Origin of the sequence: Streptomyces sp. NPDC058001 (assembly GCF_042886315.1) — a bacterium.
In the GTDB taxonomy this organism is placed as follows: Bacteria; Actinomycetota; Actinomycetes; order Streptomycetales; family Streptomycetaceae; genus Streptomyces.
This window is the reverse complement of sequence record NZ_JBHVQT010000005.1, coordinates 565,429-580,207: the sequence shown is the minus strand read 5'-3', so window position 1 is coordinate 580,207 and position 14,779 is coordinate 565,429. Positions and strand designations below refer to the sequence as shown.

The 14,779-nt window shown below is 67.2% G+C and carries 13 protein-coding genes and 5 pseudogenes; 6 read left to right on the top strand and 12 right to left on the bottom strand.

The window, feature by feature from the left end:
- Positions 1-174: 174 nt before the first annotated feature.
- Both ACFVT5_RS15485 and ACFVT5_RS15480 read right to left on the bottom strand, forming a co-directional pair.
- Complete coding sequence (locus tag ACFVT5_RS15485) at positions 175-834, bottom strand: GNAT family N-acetyltransferase (protein WP_385389488.1); 660 nt, start codon at positions 832-834, stop codon at positions 175-177.
- A gap of 136 nt (positions 835-970) precedes the next feature.
- A complete protein-coding gene (locus ACFVT5_RS15480; protein ID WP_389886624.1) occupies positions 971-1,471 on the bottom strand; it encodes an ExeA family protein in 501 nt (166 codons plus the stop codon).
- Between ACFVT5_RS15480 and ACFVT5_RS15475 the strand changes: the two genes are divergently transcribed.
- A complete protein-coding gene (locus ACFVT5_RS15475) occupies positions 1,464-1,943 on the top strand; it encodes a hypothetical protein (protein ID WP_389886621.1) in 480 nt (159 codons plus the stop codon). The two genes, ACFVT5_RS15480 and ACFVT5_RS15475, sit on opposite strands and share 8 nt — an antisense overlap.
- A gap of 261 nt (positions 1,944-2,204) precedes the next feature.
- On the opposite strand, the pseudogene ACFVT5_RS15470 reads toward ACFVT5_RS15475, so the two are convergent.
- Positions 2,205-2,470, bottom strand: a pseudogene (locus ACFVT5_RS15470) (transposase); the annotation flags it as partial.
- Here ACFVT5_RS15470 and ACFVT5_RS15465 point away from each other — a divergent pair.
- Positions 2,447-2,860 (top strand): annotated as a pseudogene (locus ACFVT5_RS15465) (IS5 family transposase); the annotation flags it as partial. The pseudogenes ACFVT5_RS15470 and ACFVT5_RS15465 sit on opposite strands and share 24 nt — an antisense overlap.
- Before the next feature lie 20 nt (positions 2,861-2,880).
- On the opposite strand, the gene ACFVT5_RS15460 reads toward ACFVT5_RS15465, so the two are convergent.
- Both ACFVT5_RS15460 and ACFVT5_RS15455 read right to left on the bottom strand, forming a co-directional pair.
- Positions 2,881-3,450, bottom strand: coding sequence for an SMI1/KNR4 family protein (locus ACFVT5_RS15460; RefSeq protein WP_389886705.1), 570 nt, complete (start codon positions 3,448-3,450; stop codon positions 2,881-2,883).
- A gap of 105 nt (positions 3,451-3,555) precedes the next feature.
- Positions 3,556-4,032 (bottom strand): annotated as a pseudogene (locus ACFVT5_RS15455) (transposase); the annotation flags it as partial.
- Between the two features lie 497 nt (positions 4,033-4,529).
- Between ACFVT5_RS15455 and ACFVT5_RS15450 the strand changes: the two are divergent.
- Entirely contained in the window at positions 4,530-4,892 is a 363-nt protein-coding gene (locus tag ACFVT5_RS15450) for an ArsR/SmtB family transcription factor (RefSeq protein ID WP_389886618.1), read from the top strand.
- A 177-nt stretch (positions 4,893-5,069) separates the two neighbouring features.
- Here ACFVT5_RS15450 and ACFVT5_RS15445 read toward each other — a convergent pair whose 3' ends face one another.
- From ACFVT5_RS15445 to ACFVT5_RS15420, 6 genes and pseudogenes are all read right to left on the bottom strand, one after another.
- Positions 5,070-5,282, bottom strand: a complete 213-nt coding sequence (locus ACFVT5_RS15445; RefSeq protein ID WP_389886616.1) for a hypothetical protein — start codon at positions 5,280-5,282, stop codon at positions 5,070-5,072.
- Between the two features lie 124 nt (positions 5,283-5,406).
- Positions 5,407-6,222: a hypothetical protein gene (locus tag ACFVT5_RS15440; protein WP_389886613.1), complete on the bottom strand. Its 816-nt coding sequence runs from the start codon at positions 6,220-6,222 to the stop codon at positions 5,407-5,409.
- Positions 6,223-6,391: 169 nt separating this feature from the next.
- Positions 6,392-7,285 carry a hypothetical protein gene (locus ACFVT5_RS15435; protein ID WP_389886611.1) on the bottom strand — a complete coding sequence of 298 codons (894 nt, stop codon included), beginning with the start codon at positions 7,283-7,285 and terminating at the stop codon, positions 6,392-6,394.
- A gap of 398 nt (positions 7,286-7,683) precedes the next feature.
- A pseudogene (locus ACFVT5_RS15430) lies at positions 7,684-8,105 on the bottom strand (IS5/IS1182 family transposase); the annotation flags it as partial.
- Positions 8,106-8,289: 184 nt separating this feature from the next.
- Positions 8,290-9,198, bottom strand: a complete 909-nt coding sequence (locus tag ACFVT5_RS15425; protein WP_389886608.1) for an aminoglycoside phosphotransferase family protein — start codon at positions 9,196-9,198, stop codon at positions 8,290-8,292.
- A 1,205-nt stretch (positions 9,199-10,403) separates the two neighbouring features.
- Positions 10,404-11,495: a hypothetical protein gene (locus tag ACFVT5_RS15420; protein ID WP_389886606.1), complete on the bottom strand. Its 1,092-nt coding sequence runs from the start codon at positions 11,493-11,495 to the stop codon at positions 10,404-10,406.
- A gap of 304 nt (positions 11,496-11,799) precedes the next feature.
- Between ACFVT5_RS15420 and ACFVT5_RS15415 the strand changes: the two are divergent.
- The 3 genes and pseudogenes from ACFVT5_RS15415 (at position 11,800) to ACFVT5_RS15405 (ending at position 14,237) form a co-directional block, all read left to right on the top strand.
- Positions 11,800-12,623: pseudogene (locus ACFVT5_RS15415) on the top strand (LysR family substrate-binding domain-containing protein).
- 308 nt (positions 12,624-12,931) lie between these two features.
- Positions 12,932-13,282 (top strand): hypothetical protein, encoded by a 351-nt coding sequence (locus ACFVT5_RS15410; RefSeq protein ID WP_389886603.1) that lies wholly within the window; start codon positions 12,932-12,934, stop codon positions 13,280-13,282.
- A gap of 379 nt (positions 13,283-13,661) precedes the next feature.
- Positions 13,662-14,237: a hypothetical protein gene (locus ACFVT5_RS15405; RefSeq protein ID WP_389886601.1), complete on the top strand. Its 576-nt coding sequence runs from the start codon at positions 13,662-13,664 to the stop codon at positions 14,235-14,237.
- 40 nt (positions 14,238-14,277) lie between these two features.
- On the opposite strand, the gene ACFVT5_RS15400 is transcribed toward ACFVT5_RS15405, so the two are convergent.
- Positions 14,278-14,508, bottom strand: coding sequence for a helix-turn-helix domain-containing protein (locus tag ACFVT5_RS15400; RefSeq protein WP_389886702.1), 231 nt, complete (start codon positions 14,506-14,508; stop codon positions 14,278-14,280).
- Between the last annotated feature and the right edge of the window lie 271 nt (positions 14,509-14,779).

Here is a 14,779-nt window from a genome sequence, read left to right as displayed (position 1 = left end):
ACTTCATCGGCCCGTGAGCCTTACGGACCTTCCGGATCTCGAAGTCCATCGCATCCCCTGAGCTGGGGTGTTGCGACGACTACTAGAACCCAAGGGGTTCCAGCGGGGCTTTCGATCTTCATGGTGTCAATGGGATGCTCACGGTGCCGATTGACGCCGCGCACTTGGTCGAACTCAGCTTGCGGCCGTGAGATCTGCCTTCGAGTGCCTGCGTTCGAGGCTGTGAGCGATTCTCTGTTCGAGCCTCGTCTGGCAGCTCGGCCACTCTGCTGCGGTGATCGAAAAGATCGCAGAGTCACGGAGCTGGCCGTCCTCGCCCGGCGCCCACGACCGGGACCAGTTCCGCAGCACGCCCTCGAAGCGTGCGCCCGCCCCTTCGATCGCGGCCCGCGAACGGCTGTTTCGCGCGTCCGTCTTCAAGTCGACGCGTGCGACCCCCCAGTTCTCGAAGGCATGCCGGAACAACAGGTACTTGGCTTCGGTGTTCACCCCCGTGCCTTGGGCCGAATCCGCGAGCCAGGTGAAGCCGACCTCGACCGCGCACAGACTGTCTCCTGTCGGCCATAGCCGCGGATCCCAGTAGGCCGTGGCCCCGACTGCGCGCCCCGTCGTCTGCTCCACTTGCGCGTATGGGGCCAGCTTTCCGGCGGCGGCTCGGGCGAGTTGGGCATCGATGTACTCTTCGATCTCGGCCGCCGTAGGCACCCAGGTGAACCGATACGAGCTTCGGTCCTCTTCCACCGCCACGGCCAGGTCCGCCGCATGACGGTGATCCAGTGGCTCCAGGCGCACGAGCGTGCCTTCCAGAAGCGGTCCCTCAAGCGTGAAACTCATCGATCACCAATCAATGCCAGCACAGGGTGTCAGGTTGGAGGCCGCAGGCCCAGGCTCACAGCGTTTCAGAGCCATCGCGTGATGTCGCGCGAATTCGGCGCGGGGCTGCTTCCGCCGGTCTGGACCGGCGGGGTGGTCATTCGGCGGTGACTTCGGCGACCGCGGCTCTGGCGCTGGTCTCGTCGACGACGGACTTGCCATCGGCGTAGGCGGACAGCACGGACTGGACGGCGAGGTTGTTGACCGCGCGGGGATAGCCGCGGGAGGTGTCGTGGATCAGGGTGATCGCGTCGTCGGTGAACAGGGTGTCGCTGCGTCCGGCGAGGGCGAGGTGGTGGGCGAGGTAGGAGGGTGTCTCCTCGCTGGTCATCGGCGGCATGTTGTAGCGGATGGCGATCCGCTGGTCGAGGGCGGCGAGCATGCCGAGTTTGATCTTCCGCCGCAGGGTGGGCTGCCCGATCAGCAGGCAGGCCAGCGGGCTGGTGGAGTCCATGTCGTGGTTGGTCAGCATCCGCACCGCCTCCAGTTGCTCGTGGTCGAGGAGGTGGGCTTCGTCGATGATCAGAACCGGGACGCGTCCGCGCTCGGCGTTCTCGGTGGCTAGGGCGTCGGCGGCCTGCGGGATCAGGGTGGACAAGCAATGGCTGGACGATCAGTTCGAGCGGGTCGGATGGGACCTGGAGGAGCTGCTCGAACGCATCCGGTATTTCGCCCCCGACGCAAAGCCCACCCTGGTCGGCTACCCCCGGCCCGTGCCCGCGGACACCGACAAGTGCCTGACCCCGGCGCCCGGTCAGACGGAGCTGCCGCTCGCCGACATCCCCAAGGACGTCCTGCCGTTCCTGGACCAGATCCAGAAGCGGCTGGACGACACGATGAAGAAGGCCGTCGCGGACGCCAGCGCCGACTTCGTCGACCTCTACGCCCACACCGACAGCAACACGGCATGCGACGGAGTCAACCGCGGCATCGGCGGCCTGCTGGAGAACTCCCAGATCAAGATCGGCGACGACCAGTTCCTCCCCTGGTACGGGCACCCCAATGAGAAGGGCCGCGACATCCAGGCCCAGCAGGTGGCCTACAAGGTCGAGCAGATCCTCAACCGGTAAGGGCACAGCCCCCAGCTGGGAACCGGACCCGCCCCCCACCACGCGCGGGTCCGGTTCCCGTCATCGCCCCTCAACGAAGCCTCAGGGCATCGGCCTGGGGCTTCGTTGTGCGTCTGACAACTGAGCCCGGTCACTGGTTTGCTGACATGTTGTTGTCCCCTTCACCTTTCGGATCCAGGTAAGTCATCCGGCCCAGAAACCTCCTTCCCAGTTCCTCCCGGCTGAGCCGGGGATACAAACAGAGCGCCTCGTGGCGCACAAGGTCCGCTCGACGACCCAGCGCCGCGGAATCAACTTGAAGCCCTTCTCGGCAGGGTCGCGGCGGGTGACTTCGACGTCGATGCCGAGGCGGGCGCCGTGGTCGATGACCTTGGTGCGGTAGCCGGTGTCGGCCCAGGCTTTGGTGATGCGGGGAGGGGGGCGGCGGCGATGTCCGAGAGCACGTGGATGCCGCCGGGGTTGTCGGAGACGCTGGCAGCGGTGACCAGCACGGCTAGGAGGAGGCCGAGATCCACCTGGACACCGACCGGAACGGGCTGCCTTTGTCCCTGGGTATCTCCGGCACCAACATGCACGACAGCCAAGGTCTGAAGCCGCTCGTGCGTGGTATCCCGCCCATCCGGCCTCGTCGAGGTCCGCGCCGCAGGCGGCCTGGAAAGTTCCACGCGGACAAGGGCTACGACTACGGCCACCTGCGCCGATGGCTTCGCGAGCGCGGGATCCGGCACCGCATCGCCCGCAAGGGCATCGAGCCCTCACAGAGGCTCGGCCGCCATCGATGGGTCGTTGAGAGGACCGTGTCCTGGCTAGTTGGCTGCCGTCGGCTTCACCGTCGCTACGAACGCGAGCCGGCACACTTTCTCGCCTTCGTCGGCATTGCCGCAGCCCGGATCTGCCACCGCCGTCTGACCTGCTGATGACGTTCCCGGTCGGCAGCTCAGCAGGGCGTTACCTCTGCGTCGAAAATGCGTAGGCCCCAGGGTTCCAGTGTGCTGTCGCAGAGTTCAGCCAGGAACTGCACCGCCCCACCCTCATAGTGCCACCAGGCTCCGCCGCGACCGGCCACGGTAACGAACCACTCGTGCGGGGTCTCTCCAGCAGTGCTCCACATGAACTTGTCGCTCTCGTCCGACTCCGACCACGGCAGAAGGCCGCCCGGTGCGGGATAGGCCAGCAGGCCGAGATCGGGTTCCAGCCAAGCATCGACAAGTACATCCAGCGTGCTCTGAAAGCCACGGTGTACGCCGTCTTCCTCGCCCGGTTCGGGCAGGCTCACGAGTATGTAGTCGCCGATGGCGAACGTCGGGTACCACTCGGCAAGGTGCTTGTAGTCGGACGGCAGTGCGGTGCCCAAGCTCTCCTCGACCAAGGCCCAGTCGAGCGCAGCCGGCGCCGACCGGCGATAGTCGACCAAGCCCGGTACGGCGCGCTCAAGCGCTGCAAGAGCCTCTGCCGGATCCGTGATGCGGCGCTTCGGCGTCTGTGTCTCGATGGGATCATCCGTCATGGACAGCAGCCTGCCAGACCGGTGTGACACGCCCATGAACGGATCTACGCACCGCAGCACCTCCGTTGTCGACCCGGCGATGGAGGTCCAGCCAGGCAAACAATGCTGAGGACGACGAATCGAAGCCATTGGCAGCGCTGTCTTAGCTGCTGCCGAGTCATGCAGGTCCGCGGGATGACCACGACGATCAGGGCAAGTCTGCGAGTGTCGACGACCGGCGCTTGTGGCCGTTGATTGTCTTGTCCGCGTCGTAGCCGCGGGTGGCCTTGGAGACGGTCTCCCGCGGCTTTCACGCCCTGGGAGTTGATCACTGTGGCCACCGCCTGGGGTCCTTGCCCAAGTCACGGTGGATCCGCCCCGCCAGGTGGTCCCAGATCTGTCCGATGATTCCAGCGGCGCCCCAGCGGGCTATGACCCCCAGACTGTCCGCCAGTACGGGTCTCCGCAGGCAAGACCGGCGATTTGCATCCGGTGTCCACGACGTATCGGATCGCGTCGACCGATCTCGCGGCGGGGATGCTTCTCCGGCCGGCCGCCTTCGCTGGTCTCGCAGGCCGGGGAGGGAAGCAGTTCTTCGAGCAGGGCCCATTCGGTGTTCGTCGTGTCCGAGGGGTAGCGGCGTCACCGCATGACGGGGTGCCTTCGAACGAGTTCGGCACACACCGCCACGACAGCCCAGCGAGACATGCGGAGGGACTCCGGGCTTGGGTGGCGGAGCGGGCTCCAGTGAGTGGCTGGCGGGGATCATCACGGTGAGTACCGGCGACACTGGTCACGGTTGGCTCTGGCCGATGTCCTCGTACCCCCGGTATGGCGTCGAGGCCGCAGCGGGGGCACTTTCCGTCCTGGCCAACAGCGGCCTGTAGGCACTTGAGCTTGCAGGCGGGGCACTTCAGTACGGCGCCCTTGGTGCCGCGCAGTCGTGGGATGCGCATCGAAAACCCCCTCTCTCAATCTTCGGAATTGCTAATCTTGGCAATTCCAAAGGTCATCACCCAGGATCCGCTGTCGGAAGATGGCCCCATGACCAAGATGACGCGATGCCGGGTGCGTTCGGTGCGAGGCGGGAGGCGGATTCGATGAGTACGCCGCTCTACCAACTCAAAGCCGAGTTCTTCAAGACGCTTGGGCATCCGGTCCGGATCCGGGTCCTGGAGCTGTTGAGCGAGCGCGAGCACGCGGTTTCGGAGATGTTGCCCGAGGTCGGCTGCGAGCCCGCGCACCTGTCCCAGCAGCTGGCGGTGCTGCGCCGGGCCGGCCTGGTGGCCACCCGCCGGGAGGGCGCCGCCGTGTACTACTCGCTGACCGGCCCCCACATCGCCGAGCTGTTGCAGGTGGCCCGCACCATCCTGTCCGGAGTGCTGGCGGGGCAGGCCGAGCTGCTGGCCGATCTGCGGGCGGCCGAGCCGGAGGGCAATCCGATACGGCGCAAGCCGGTCTGATCCTCCCCATGAGCGACGGCCGCCTCTGGCGCTCTTCCGCGCGCTGACAGCGGGAGGCGGCCGTCTTCCTTCCCCCGTAGCTCTCGACCTCGGTTGAATCTCATGAGCCACCTCCAACCACCGTGGTGTCAGCAGTCGTGTAATTCGGCTCTGTCGCTGATCTTGTGATCGGGTGGGTCAGTCCGTGAGGCGTACGCGTTTGCGGAGGAGGTCGAAGTTCGCGCGGCCGTAGCCTTGGCCCTTGAGGAGCTTCACTCTCGTCACCTGCCCCTCGACCTGGCCGGAACTCCAGGGTGTGGACAGGCCCACGGTGACGGCGTCCTGGGCGCGGCGCGGGCCGGACACGAGCGAGTGCAGGACGGGCAGGTCGACGCTGAGGACTCGATCCATCCAATAGGGGAGCTGGTCTCCACACAGGTCGCCGATCACGGGGCGAAGTCGCGGACGTGCCGAGTGACGACGTCCAGTTTCGGGTTCTGGCTGCCTTTCCGTGAAGCGTGCACCGTGAGTGGCGTCAGGCGTGGCAGTCGAGCCGGACGAGAATTGTGTTGCCGGGAAGGTCCGCGAGGTACGCCTCGCTGCCTGGCCATACGGAGGGCTTCGGAGGGTCGTGAGGGCAAAGGTCAGGCTCGCAGGAGGCGTGGACGGCGTTGGTGTCGCCCTCCAACCACCAACCGTCCAACGTGAGCACGTCCGTATCCGGCGGGTCTGGCGAAGTGAGATCACGGATGTACGCGGCACGGGTTCCGTCGTAGCTGATGACAGGGTGCTCCTGGGGATCGTGAGGGCCCAGGAAGCCCAGATACCCCATGTTGAGGCTGAAGGGGTGGTCGAGGTAGACCCCGATCAGCGGCTGGGCCCGGTATGCGGAGAGCATCTCGTCTCCCCACCGGTCACCGGGGAATGCGTCCGGATCGTTCCACCAACGGTCCACGAAGACCGCAAGGGGAATGGCCGGAGGGTGTACGGCGGACAGCCTGTGCCACAGGTCCCAGGACGCGGCGACCGCACGCTCGGAGGCAAGGTGCGGCTGCGAGAAATCGAGCAGGGCACGCGGTCCTCCGGCGCAGACGCCCGGGGCGCTGGGGCGGGGCGCGCCGTCGTGTCCAGGATCGTCGTGGATGAGCCTCGGATCGTCCATGTGTCCGGGGACAACTGCGAAACCCATGCCGTTGCTCCCGCCGTGGATGCGGCGTTCGTCCCACATGCCACGGTCGACGGGGTTGTCATCCGTGTCTAGGTAGAAAGGCGCGAGGGCCTCTGCAAGCGCACTTTCGATATCGCCTGCGGCCTCGGCCGGCAGACAGACCGTCACCCATACGCCAGCCATCTACCCCTCCTTGCCGTGTCGGCGAACAGCATGATCGCACGCGTGCGGAGACGCGCCACAGGCCAGGTCGGCTGGAGTTCTGCTCTGCCGGACGAGGAGCGCAACGAGGGCTGCCGTCAGGGCGCTGGCTTCACCGAGGACGGCGAGCTCTTGGCGACGCGGAGATGACCTAACGGCCGAGGGCCTGTCGCACGGTCAGGTGGTGGTACTTCCGCAGCCGGTACAGTTCCCAGCACGACAACACCGTCACCGACACCGGAGCGCCGAGCAGGAACACGATCCGGGCAAGGACGGGAACCTCGACGTTCTCGTTGTTGATCACGTCGAGGGCGGCCATCACCCACACGAGCAAGGTGGCGAGGATCGGCGGCAGCACCTCGTGGATGTCGGCGGTGCGGAACACGTGCATGAGGCAGAGCGCGATCCCGTAGAGGGCGAAGCCCAGCGACCACGCGCAGAGGGTGATGAGGACGACCGTGCCGGGGGTCCCGATCGCGTTTCGGAGACCGGTGGTCGCCGCGTCGGGGGCGACGGCGAGGGGGAACGTGGCCATGGACCCCATCAGAGCCGCCACCGCCCCGAAGGACTTCAGGGACCGACGCAGGTAGAGCCCGCGAAGCACACCCTGCGCGGCGAACGCGAACAGGGCGATCACGAACGGGAAGGCGCACACGAGGACGAGTGTGCTGATCCAGCTCTGGCTGAACTTGTCGCCCGCGACGGTCTCGACGCCCTGGGCGGTGTCGACCGGCTTGTACGACATGACCAGCACGAGCCAGGCGGCGATGCCGAGCCCGGTCCGCCACATCTGGATCTTGCGCACCGTCAGGTCCTCGACGGCGCCCGGGCGCGAGGGGCGGAAGGCCCGCTGGGCGGCGTAGAACGGGTTGTAGACGCACTTGAGGATCCGCTGCCTGCGCGTCAGCGGCGGCCGGGGCGGGCGCGGGGACGGCGGCTGCGGGCCACCGCCGTGCGGCTGTGGCGGGTACGGGCCCCAGCCCTGCGGATACCCCGGATACCCCTGCGGCGGCACGGGCGCGGGCTGCGGCGGGTAGGGCCCCACGCCGGGACCGCCGGGGTACGGGTGGTGTCCGGCCCCGGGGTAGGGCTGATGGCCGGGACCCGGGCCCGGCTGTCCACCGGGTCCGGGTCCGCCCGCCGGCCCCCGGTAACCATTGCCGCCGGTACTCATGCCGTGCGCCCCCGATGTTTCAGTCTGTGCCGTGCGCGGCACGGCTCGAACCGCCCGCTCAGCGTGCGGCGTGATCCTACCCATCGCAGAGGCCGAGAATTGCACGTTCCGGGACCGGGCGGACACCGGTGGGTAACGACCTTGGGGGGCGATGGGGAGCGGCAGCGTTTCTCTGGCAGACCTGATCGCCCTACCCCGTTCGCCATGAACCGGGCAACGCTCTTGGTGCGCTTCGCGGTCGCGGCGTTTCAGTTCGGGAGCCTCATCCAGTCCACGGTCGGGGCGAGCAGTGGAGAGTCATGGCAGTTCACTCCGGCCAGGACCCGGCCCAACTCGATTCCGTAACCGTCTGTCATTCCACAGCGTTTGAGGCCCTTTTTGCCTCGGTCGACCGGTGAGCGTCCGGTGGCTTCTCCGCTTCCGGGTGCTTGTTGATCGAGCCGCCGATGGCGATCTGGTCCAGGACGAGGCCGATGATTCGGTCGTATGCCTCCGGGGCTATGTGCCCAAGCCGGGCGAAGACGCCCAGCCGGATCCACTCGTCACGGCGGTTACAGATCGCGCTGGCTGAGCAGGTGGTGTCCGCTATGGCTTGGTAGGAGCAGCCGAAGCGGAGGAGCTGGAACAGCTGGTCGAAGATGATCCGGTCGCTGATCCGCGGGCGGTCGCAGCTCAGTGGGTGACCCGGACCACCGCCCGGGCCACCCAAACGCGTAAAGCCCCTGAACTGCTGTCCTGTCCTTTCCTGGATAGCAGCTGGCAGGTCTCCAACCTGTGGGGCTGCCAGGTGGTTTGGGAACGGAGCCGCAGGTCGTTTTCAAACGAGTTGGCTTTTGCGGAACCGAATTTCGTGGTGAGGCCCACCCGGGACTGGTTCACCGATCGCCGGCAGCCTCCAGGATCGCGCGGAGGCGCGACAAGCATTCGCTGACGAAGGCGGGATAGCTGCCCCAGTAGTACGACACCCCGCTGACTCCGACGGCGATGGCCCACGCCCGCGCACGCAACCACGTCACGTCGTCGAGGCTTACGGCGTCCCAGTACGCCTGTCGAGCCCCGGGTGGGAGGTCCCACAGAGGCGAGTGCTCGGCGTCGGGAAAGCCGACTGAGAGGGCTCCGAAGTCGATGACCGCGTGCAGCTTCCCCTGCTGAACCAGAAGGTTGGTGGGTTTGAGGTCTCCGTGGAGCCACACCTGTCGGCCAGATGGCTCAGGCAGGGCGAGCGCACTCTGCCACAGGTGTCGCAGGTGCGCGATGTCGAGATCGAGACCCTGGATCGTCCGACAGGCGTCGAAGCACCCACTGATCCACCGGTCACAAACTTCCAAGCCACCTCCGCGGTACCAGCTGAGTTCACCTTGACGAGCGGCTCCCATAAGGGGGATGGAGTGCAGCCTCCGCACGATCGCTGCCAGGTCGGCCCCGAACGCGGGCCAATCGGTGACCGATCCCAGGTCGGCTTCATCGCCATCGATCCAGCGGTAAACCGACCAGGCGAGCGGGAAGGCGGAATTCGGGGTACCGGCGTGCACCGGCTCCGGGATGCGACAGGGAAGATGCGGCGCCAGCCGCGGCAGCCACGTCTGTTCCTTCTGTACCGCCTTCGCGTTGTCCGGTGTGCGCGGCAGCCGTATGAGCAGCTGGTTGCCGAGCCGGTACATCGTGTTGTCCGTGCCCGCACCGGCCGGGGAGATGGGGAGGGCGGCCCATTCCGGCCGCTGCTCCCGCAGCAGCGACCGGACGACCGCCTCATCCACACCGATCTCATTCTCATGAAGTGTCACGTTGGCAGCCTTCTGCTCGGGCTTCGCCGCCGCCAGTGATTTACCCGAGGCAGTCGCCGCTCGGAGCACGATCCGCTGAGGATCTGCCGTGTCAGGTGAGACCGAGCGAGAATCTGCCTGCTCCAGTGCGACAGGACAACTGCAAGTCTCATGGCTCGGGACTGTTGCCACGGGGCCGGCGCGGTTCGGGGCGACGCCTGTTGGCTCAATCTGTCATGGACGCGCTCAATGCCGGGTTGAAGACTGAGGCAGCTCAGACAGCCCGAACCGCCTCACCTTTGGAGACGACTTGCGCACCCATCTCGCCGCTGCCTTCAGTGCCGTGGCGCTGACTGCGGGCATGATCCTGACCGCGCCGACAGCCAGCGCCCAAGCCGCCGACTACCCCACCAGCCCCTTCAACGTAACCGTTACGAACACGTACACGACTGGCACGTTGACCTGGTATGGCCGGTCGGTCCTCGTGGAAGGAGTCCACAAGTCGGCTGACCAAGAGAATTGCCGGGGAACGACCGCGTTCACCCTTGACGCAGGCAACGGGCAACTGGGAGTCGCATACAGCGACACCCGGGCATGTGCCGGCGAGGCTGTGCCGTTCAGGTTTACGGTGCCGGCAGACGTTCCCGGGGGAGCTGCGGTCGTGCGGGTCTGCCTGGACGACGGGTCCGCGCCTCCGCCTACGTACTTCAAGTGCGAGCGCTACGGGCACCCGTAGGCTGACCCGCGGCCCTGTGGGCGTCCCGCCGTTGTGGCGGCTGGGGCGCCCGTTGCGCTGCGCCGGTGAGCGGCGTCGCAGTCCCCGCCAGTAGGTTCTTGTGGATCTCTGGCCTGCGGAGACGTCAGCCGCGCGATGAGATCCGGCGTGTCGGCGCACCATTCGGCAACCTGGGGACCGAATCGACGCACCAACCGAGCAGTGACGCTCTCCACATCCACCAACAGTCGTTTCACACGGGCCAGTCTGCTGCTCGCGCGATCTTCGTCCACCGCATTTCCACCACTCGCTGGTTCAACGGGCGGCCAGGGGATTCGTTATGCGGTCCATGCAGCTTCCGAGCGGCCCGGGACCAGGCCCAACTCGCCCCGAGACCCGCGGGTTCTTCCACCGGCGCCAGCGGCAGCCACACATCGTCTGCGGCGGGCTGATTCGGCACGCTCGATGTCGCCATCGGTGCCGTGTGCTGGCCGGCACCGAGTAACGCCCGTTAGGACCGCGTCGCCTTCCCGCACTCGTCCCCAGAGAACTCGCCCCGCCCGACCGGAACGCTGCGGTCGTACGGGTCGACCTCCGTGCCGGCCTCGTCTGCCCGACGGTCCGTGCCGAAAGGCGGGGTGAAGTAGCCCGTGGGGGCGCCGCAGCCACCGTTGGTCATGTCGTACTTGTACGAGACGATCGAGAACGTGCCCGGCTTGGTGATCACCTTGTCAGGGTCGTCCCAGTTCAGGACCAGCTCGCGCCGGACGATCGTGCGCACGATTTCGTCATCGCCCGCTTCCACGCGGGTGACCGGATAAACGAAGGTGACGTCGGCGGTCACCTGGAGCGCGCCGCGCTCGCTCTCCCGATATGAGAGCCGGCCCCGGGTCTTCACGACGTCGCCGACCAGGTGGGTGCGGGAGGGCTGGAAGCGGCTGAAGAGGAGGAGGGGGTCGTTCTTCTCGCTCGGGGTTCGGAATGCGGTTTTCAGAAGGTCTTGGACGTCCTTCTGGTGCGGGTTGATCAGTGCAATCGCCTTCACTGGGCGCTCGCCCCGCAGCACCCCGCGGTCCAGGCCGGACGCGACGAGGAAATCCCGGCTGCGGGCGAGGGCCCGCTCGACCTCGGCCGCGCTCATCCAGCCGACCGCCCCGGCCTTCGGTACGGTGATCCCCGCCGCTCCGCTCGCCCAGCTCGCCGCGGGCGAACCGCGGAACGGCTCGTCCATGGTGGGGCGTTGGGCCGCCTCCGCCGGGGGTGCCTGGTCCGGGCGGGCGGTCTCGGCCGCCAGCGGCGGGGAGTCAGCGCCGGCGAACAGGTCCACTATTCGCCCCGGCGCGAGCGCCACCACCAGCAGCACCAGCGAGGCCAGCAGCCCGACCACGTACCAGCCCGTGCGCCGCTTGGGCTGTGCTGGCGTGTAGCTGCGCCAGCCCTCCAGGCCGCGGCCGGGCTCGGCGCGCAGCCGCTTTGCCACGTCACGGGCCCGCGCCGACGGTTCCTTGGGCGCGTCGGCGGCACCCGCCACCGACTCGCTCAGAAACCGCTCCCACTCCTCATCGGACCTGGGCGAGCCATCCGGCTCCCTACCCGCGCCCATCCCCAATACCCCCTGGCAATCAGCAGACCGCGGCCCACTCCCTCCGGGACGCGTCCGCATCATGACACAGAGCGCTGACAGCAAGTCCGGCTGGGCGGACGGTGTGAGCGCGCCACCCTTTCTCAACTGGCTTCCCCATGGAGAAGTCAAGGCACGCGGGTGACTGAACTGGGCGATGAGGACTTGTCCGGGCGATCATATTCGGAGCCAGATGACGAGGGCTGCGGCGGTGGCGGTGCCAAGGTAGACGTAACGGCGCTTGTCGTAGCGGGTGGCCACCGTCCGGTGCTGTTTGAGGCGGTTGATGGCCCGTTCAACGGTGTTGCCTTTCTTGTACCGCGCTTCGTCGAAGCCCGGTGGTCGTCCGCCTCGTGAGCCTTTTCGCGGGTCCTATCCGCCGACTACGACATGGCCTCCGCCAGATCCAGTACCGCAGCGGCGTCATCGGCGAATGCCTCACGGCGACTGGACTCACACTGACGACACCACGCCTACAACCTCAGTAATCAGCGGTCTCCCAGTGCCTCCAGATCCGGTGCCTCCCAAGATCATGGCCAACAGGGGGTCATGCCGGGCCCGGAGGCCGGGAATCCCTTGCGGGGCCGATCACGAAGGTAATGGGGGGGAGCAGCTGAGCCCGGCCCTCGCCGCCGAACTCCTCGCGTCGGAACTGGACCTCGCCGTCATGCGTAATCCGGGTCCGGAGAGCGGGATCGCGGTGTCGCGGCTGCGCACGGAGCGGCTGGTGGCCGTGCTGCCCGCGGACCACCGGCTCGCGGCTGTGTCGACATCGCCGACCTGCGTGACGACGTGTTCGTCCTGCACCCGTCCGGCAGGCGTTCGGCCGTCCATGCCGCGGTCGTCGGGGCGTGCAGGGCGGTGGGGTTCACTCCGGCGGACATCGTCGAGGTGGCCGAGACGGCTACCCTCGTGAACTTCGTGGCTGCGGGCATCGGCGTCGCCGTGGTGCGGCACCCGGTGATGGCCCTGAACCTCGCCGGCGTCCGGTACATGGAACTGATTGATCCGCCACGGCTGGACCTGTTGCTCGGGCGGCGTCACGGCGAGCCGCAGCCCGCTGCCCGGGAGGTGGCCCGCATCATCGCCTCGATCGTTTCGGCGGCATAGGGATGTGCGGAGGCCGGGCCGGACCCAGCCGGGGTGCCAGCCGCTCACGGGACGCAGCGCCCTGACCGTCGCGGCTTGAGCAGCCCCTGCGCCGTCGCGTAGGTGCCACCGGCCGCTCAGATGGCACCTGCCCACCCAGACCAGAACGCCCAGCACGACAACACTCCAGCGGTGACAACGCCCGTCAGTCCCGCGAGATGTGCCCCACGCGCACCAAACTCGAAGCTCCGCTTGTGGTGTGCGGAAGGGTCTCTGAGGGCTGGTCGGCAGCGATCGAGGTTGACGGCATGACGGGGTGGTTGGGATGCATGCCGCATCTGATGCAAAAGATCTCCAAGTCGTCCGGTGTCGCGTACAGCGCCTTCTACGACACGGGGAACGCTCAGGTCTTCATCTCCCGTGACGGCGGACAGCAGGCGGGCATCGACACGCTTAATGGGCGTAGGCGGGGACATCTTCCGAAGGATTTGGACTCGTCGCTGACGGATGCTGGATTTAGAGACGGCGGATTACAGGCGATGAGTCCGAGTTTGCGTGCGCTGCATGACGTGGAGAGGCTGGATGTGGCCTTTAATGTGGTCTCGCGGCACCATCTGGTCGAGTGTATTAATGCGCGTGGCTGGGTTGGTGGGCTACAGCAATCGCGGAGGCAGCCGTAAGGGAGCCGTCTGCGGCGAGTTCGACGCGGGTGGCAATCGTGCCGCACCAGCTGTCAACAAGGCCCTCGCGGCATGCCGCGGTTGTTCGACGGGTCTTGGCGGTGGCGAGTTCGGCGGCTCTTACCGTCTTCCGGATCTGGCGCAACAGGCTCGTCAGCACGCTCGGCCACCATGTGTCGCCGTCACGTACTTCGGCTCTGTCGCCGAACGTGATGTCGGGTGGTCCGAGGAGCCGGAGACCTGGAGGCGTCGAAGTCCGGCCTGCTGCAACGGTGCTCGCGTCGGCGCCGATCCCCGCGAATGGCCTGCTGGGAACGCCTGTCATGCTGGGCGACCACGGGCGACACAGTCGCCACAGTCGCAGGTGAGGGAAGACTTGATGCGAATGCCATGGCGCCGACGGCCGGTCGGGCGGTCCCGGCGGCTCCTCGACCTTGTCGGTATCAAGCCCGGATCAGTGGACACCACTGACGACTTGGAGGTCTGTCGGCAGGTCGCCTTTCGGGCAGCCCGACGCGACCACGGCGCGACCGCCGAGGTCCTGACGGTTGTCGAAGAACTGCTGGAGGACGAGACCGAGTACGAGTTCGTCGTCACCGTCCTGGAGAACCTTCAGAACCTGGTGTCCCACGGCCTCGACACGTTTCGGTCCACCGACGAGATACGCCCGTTGCTCGGGCCCCGAAGCACGATCTGTTGGGACAGCCTGACCGGTTTCTGGGTCGCCGTGACAGACTGGCGGGTCGGTACCGGCATGCCGCTGGAGCCCGTAGCCCCGCTTCTTGACATCCAGAACGAGCAGCTGAGAACACTCTTGTGGACGGCGAACCGAACCCTCTCCACCGGAGAGAAACTCGGGATCGCAGACGCCGTGCGCTACGAGAAGGCCGTCGGGTCACCCCTCCCCGGATACAGCCACATCGCCGTAGCAATGCGCGCTACCGGGCAGGGCTGACCCTTACCGGGCACGGAACAAGGTCGCGAACGTCGCTGACCTATTCGGCGGCCCGGTAGGCGCTCGGCGGGCGGCCCAGCAGGGTGCGGAAAACGGTGGTGAACGCCGCCGGGCCGTCGTAGCCGAGGTCGGCGGCGATCCGGGTGACCGGCGTGCCGGCGGCCAGGTGCCGCAGGGAGTGCACGACACAGGCCCGTTGCCGCCACTGCGCGAAGTTCAGCCCGGTAGCGCCGCGAAACCGCCGGCCCGGGGTGCGTTCGCTGACGCCCAGGGCGGCGGCCCAGCGGACGGGCGGATCGTGGACGTCGGGGTGGCGCAGGAACGCGTCGCACAGTCGCCGAAGTGCCGGGTCGGCGGCAACGGAATGTCCAGAGCAGCGGCGCCAGATCAGCCAGTTCGTGCAGGAACAGGCCGACCAAGGCCGCGTCGCGGCTGTGCTCCGGGTAGCGCGGCTTCATGTCGATTGCTGCCAGAAGGAGTTCGCGCAGCAGCGCGGAGACCTCGACGACCTGGCAGCGGGTCGGAAACGGCGGCACGGCAGC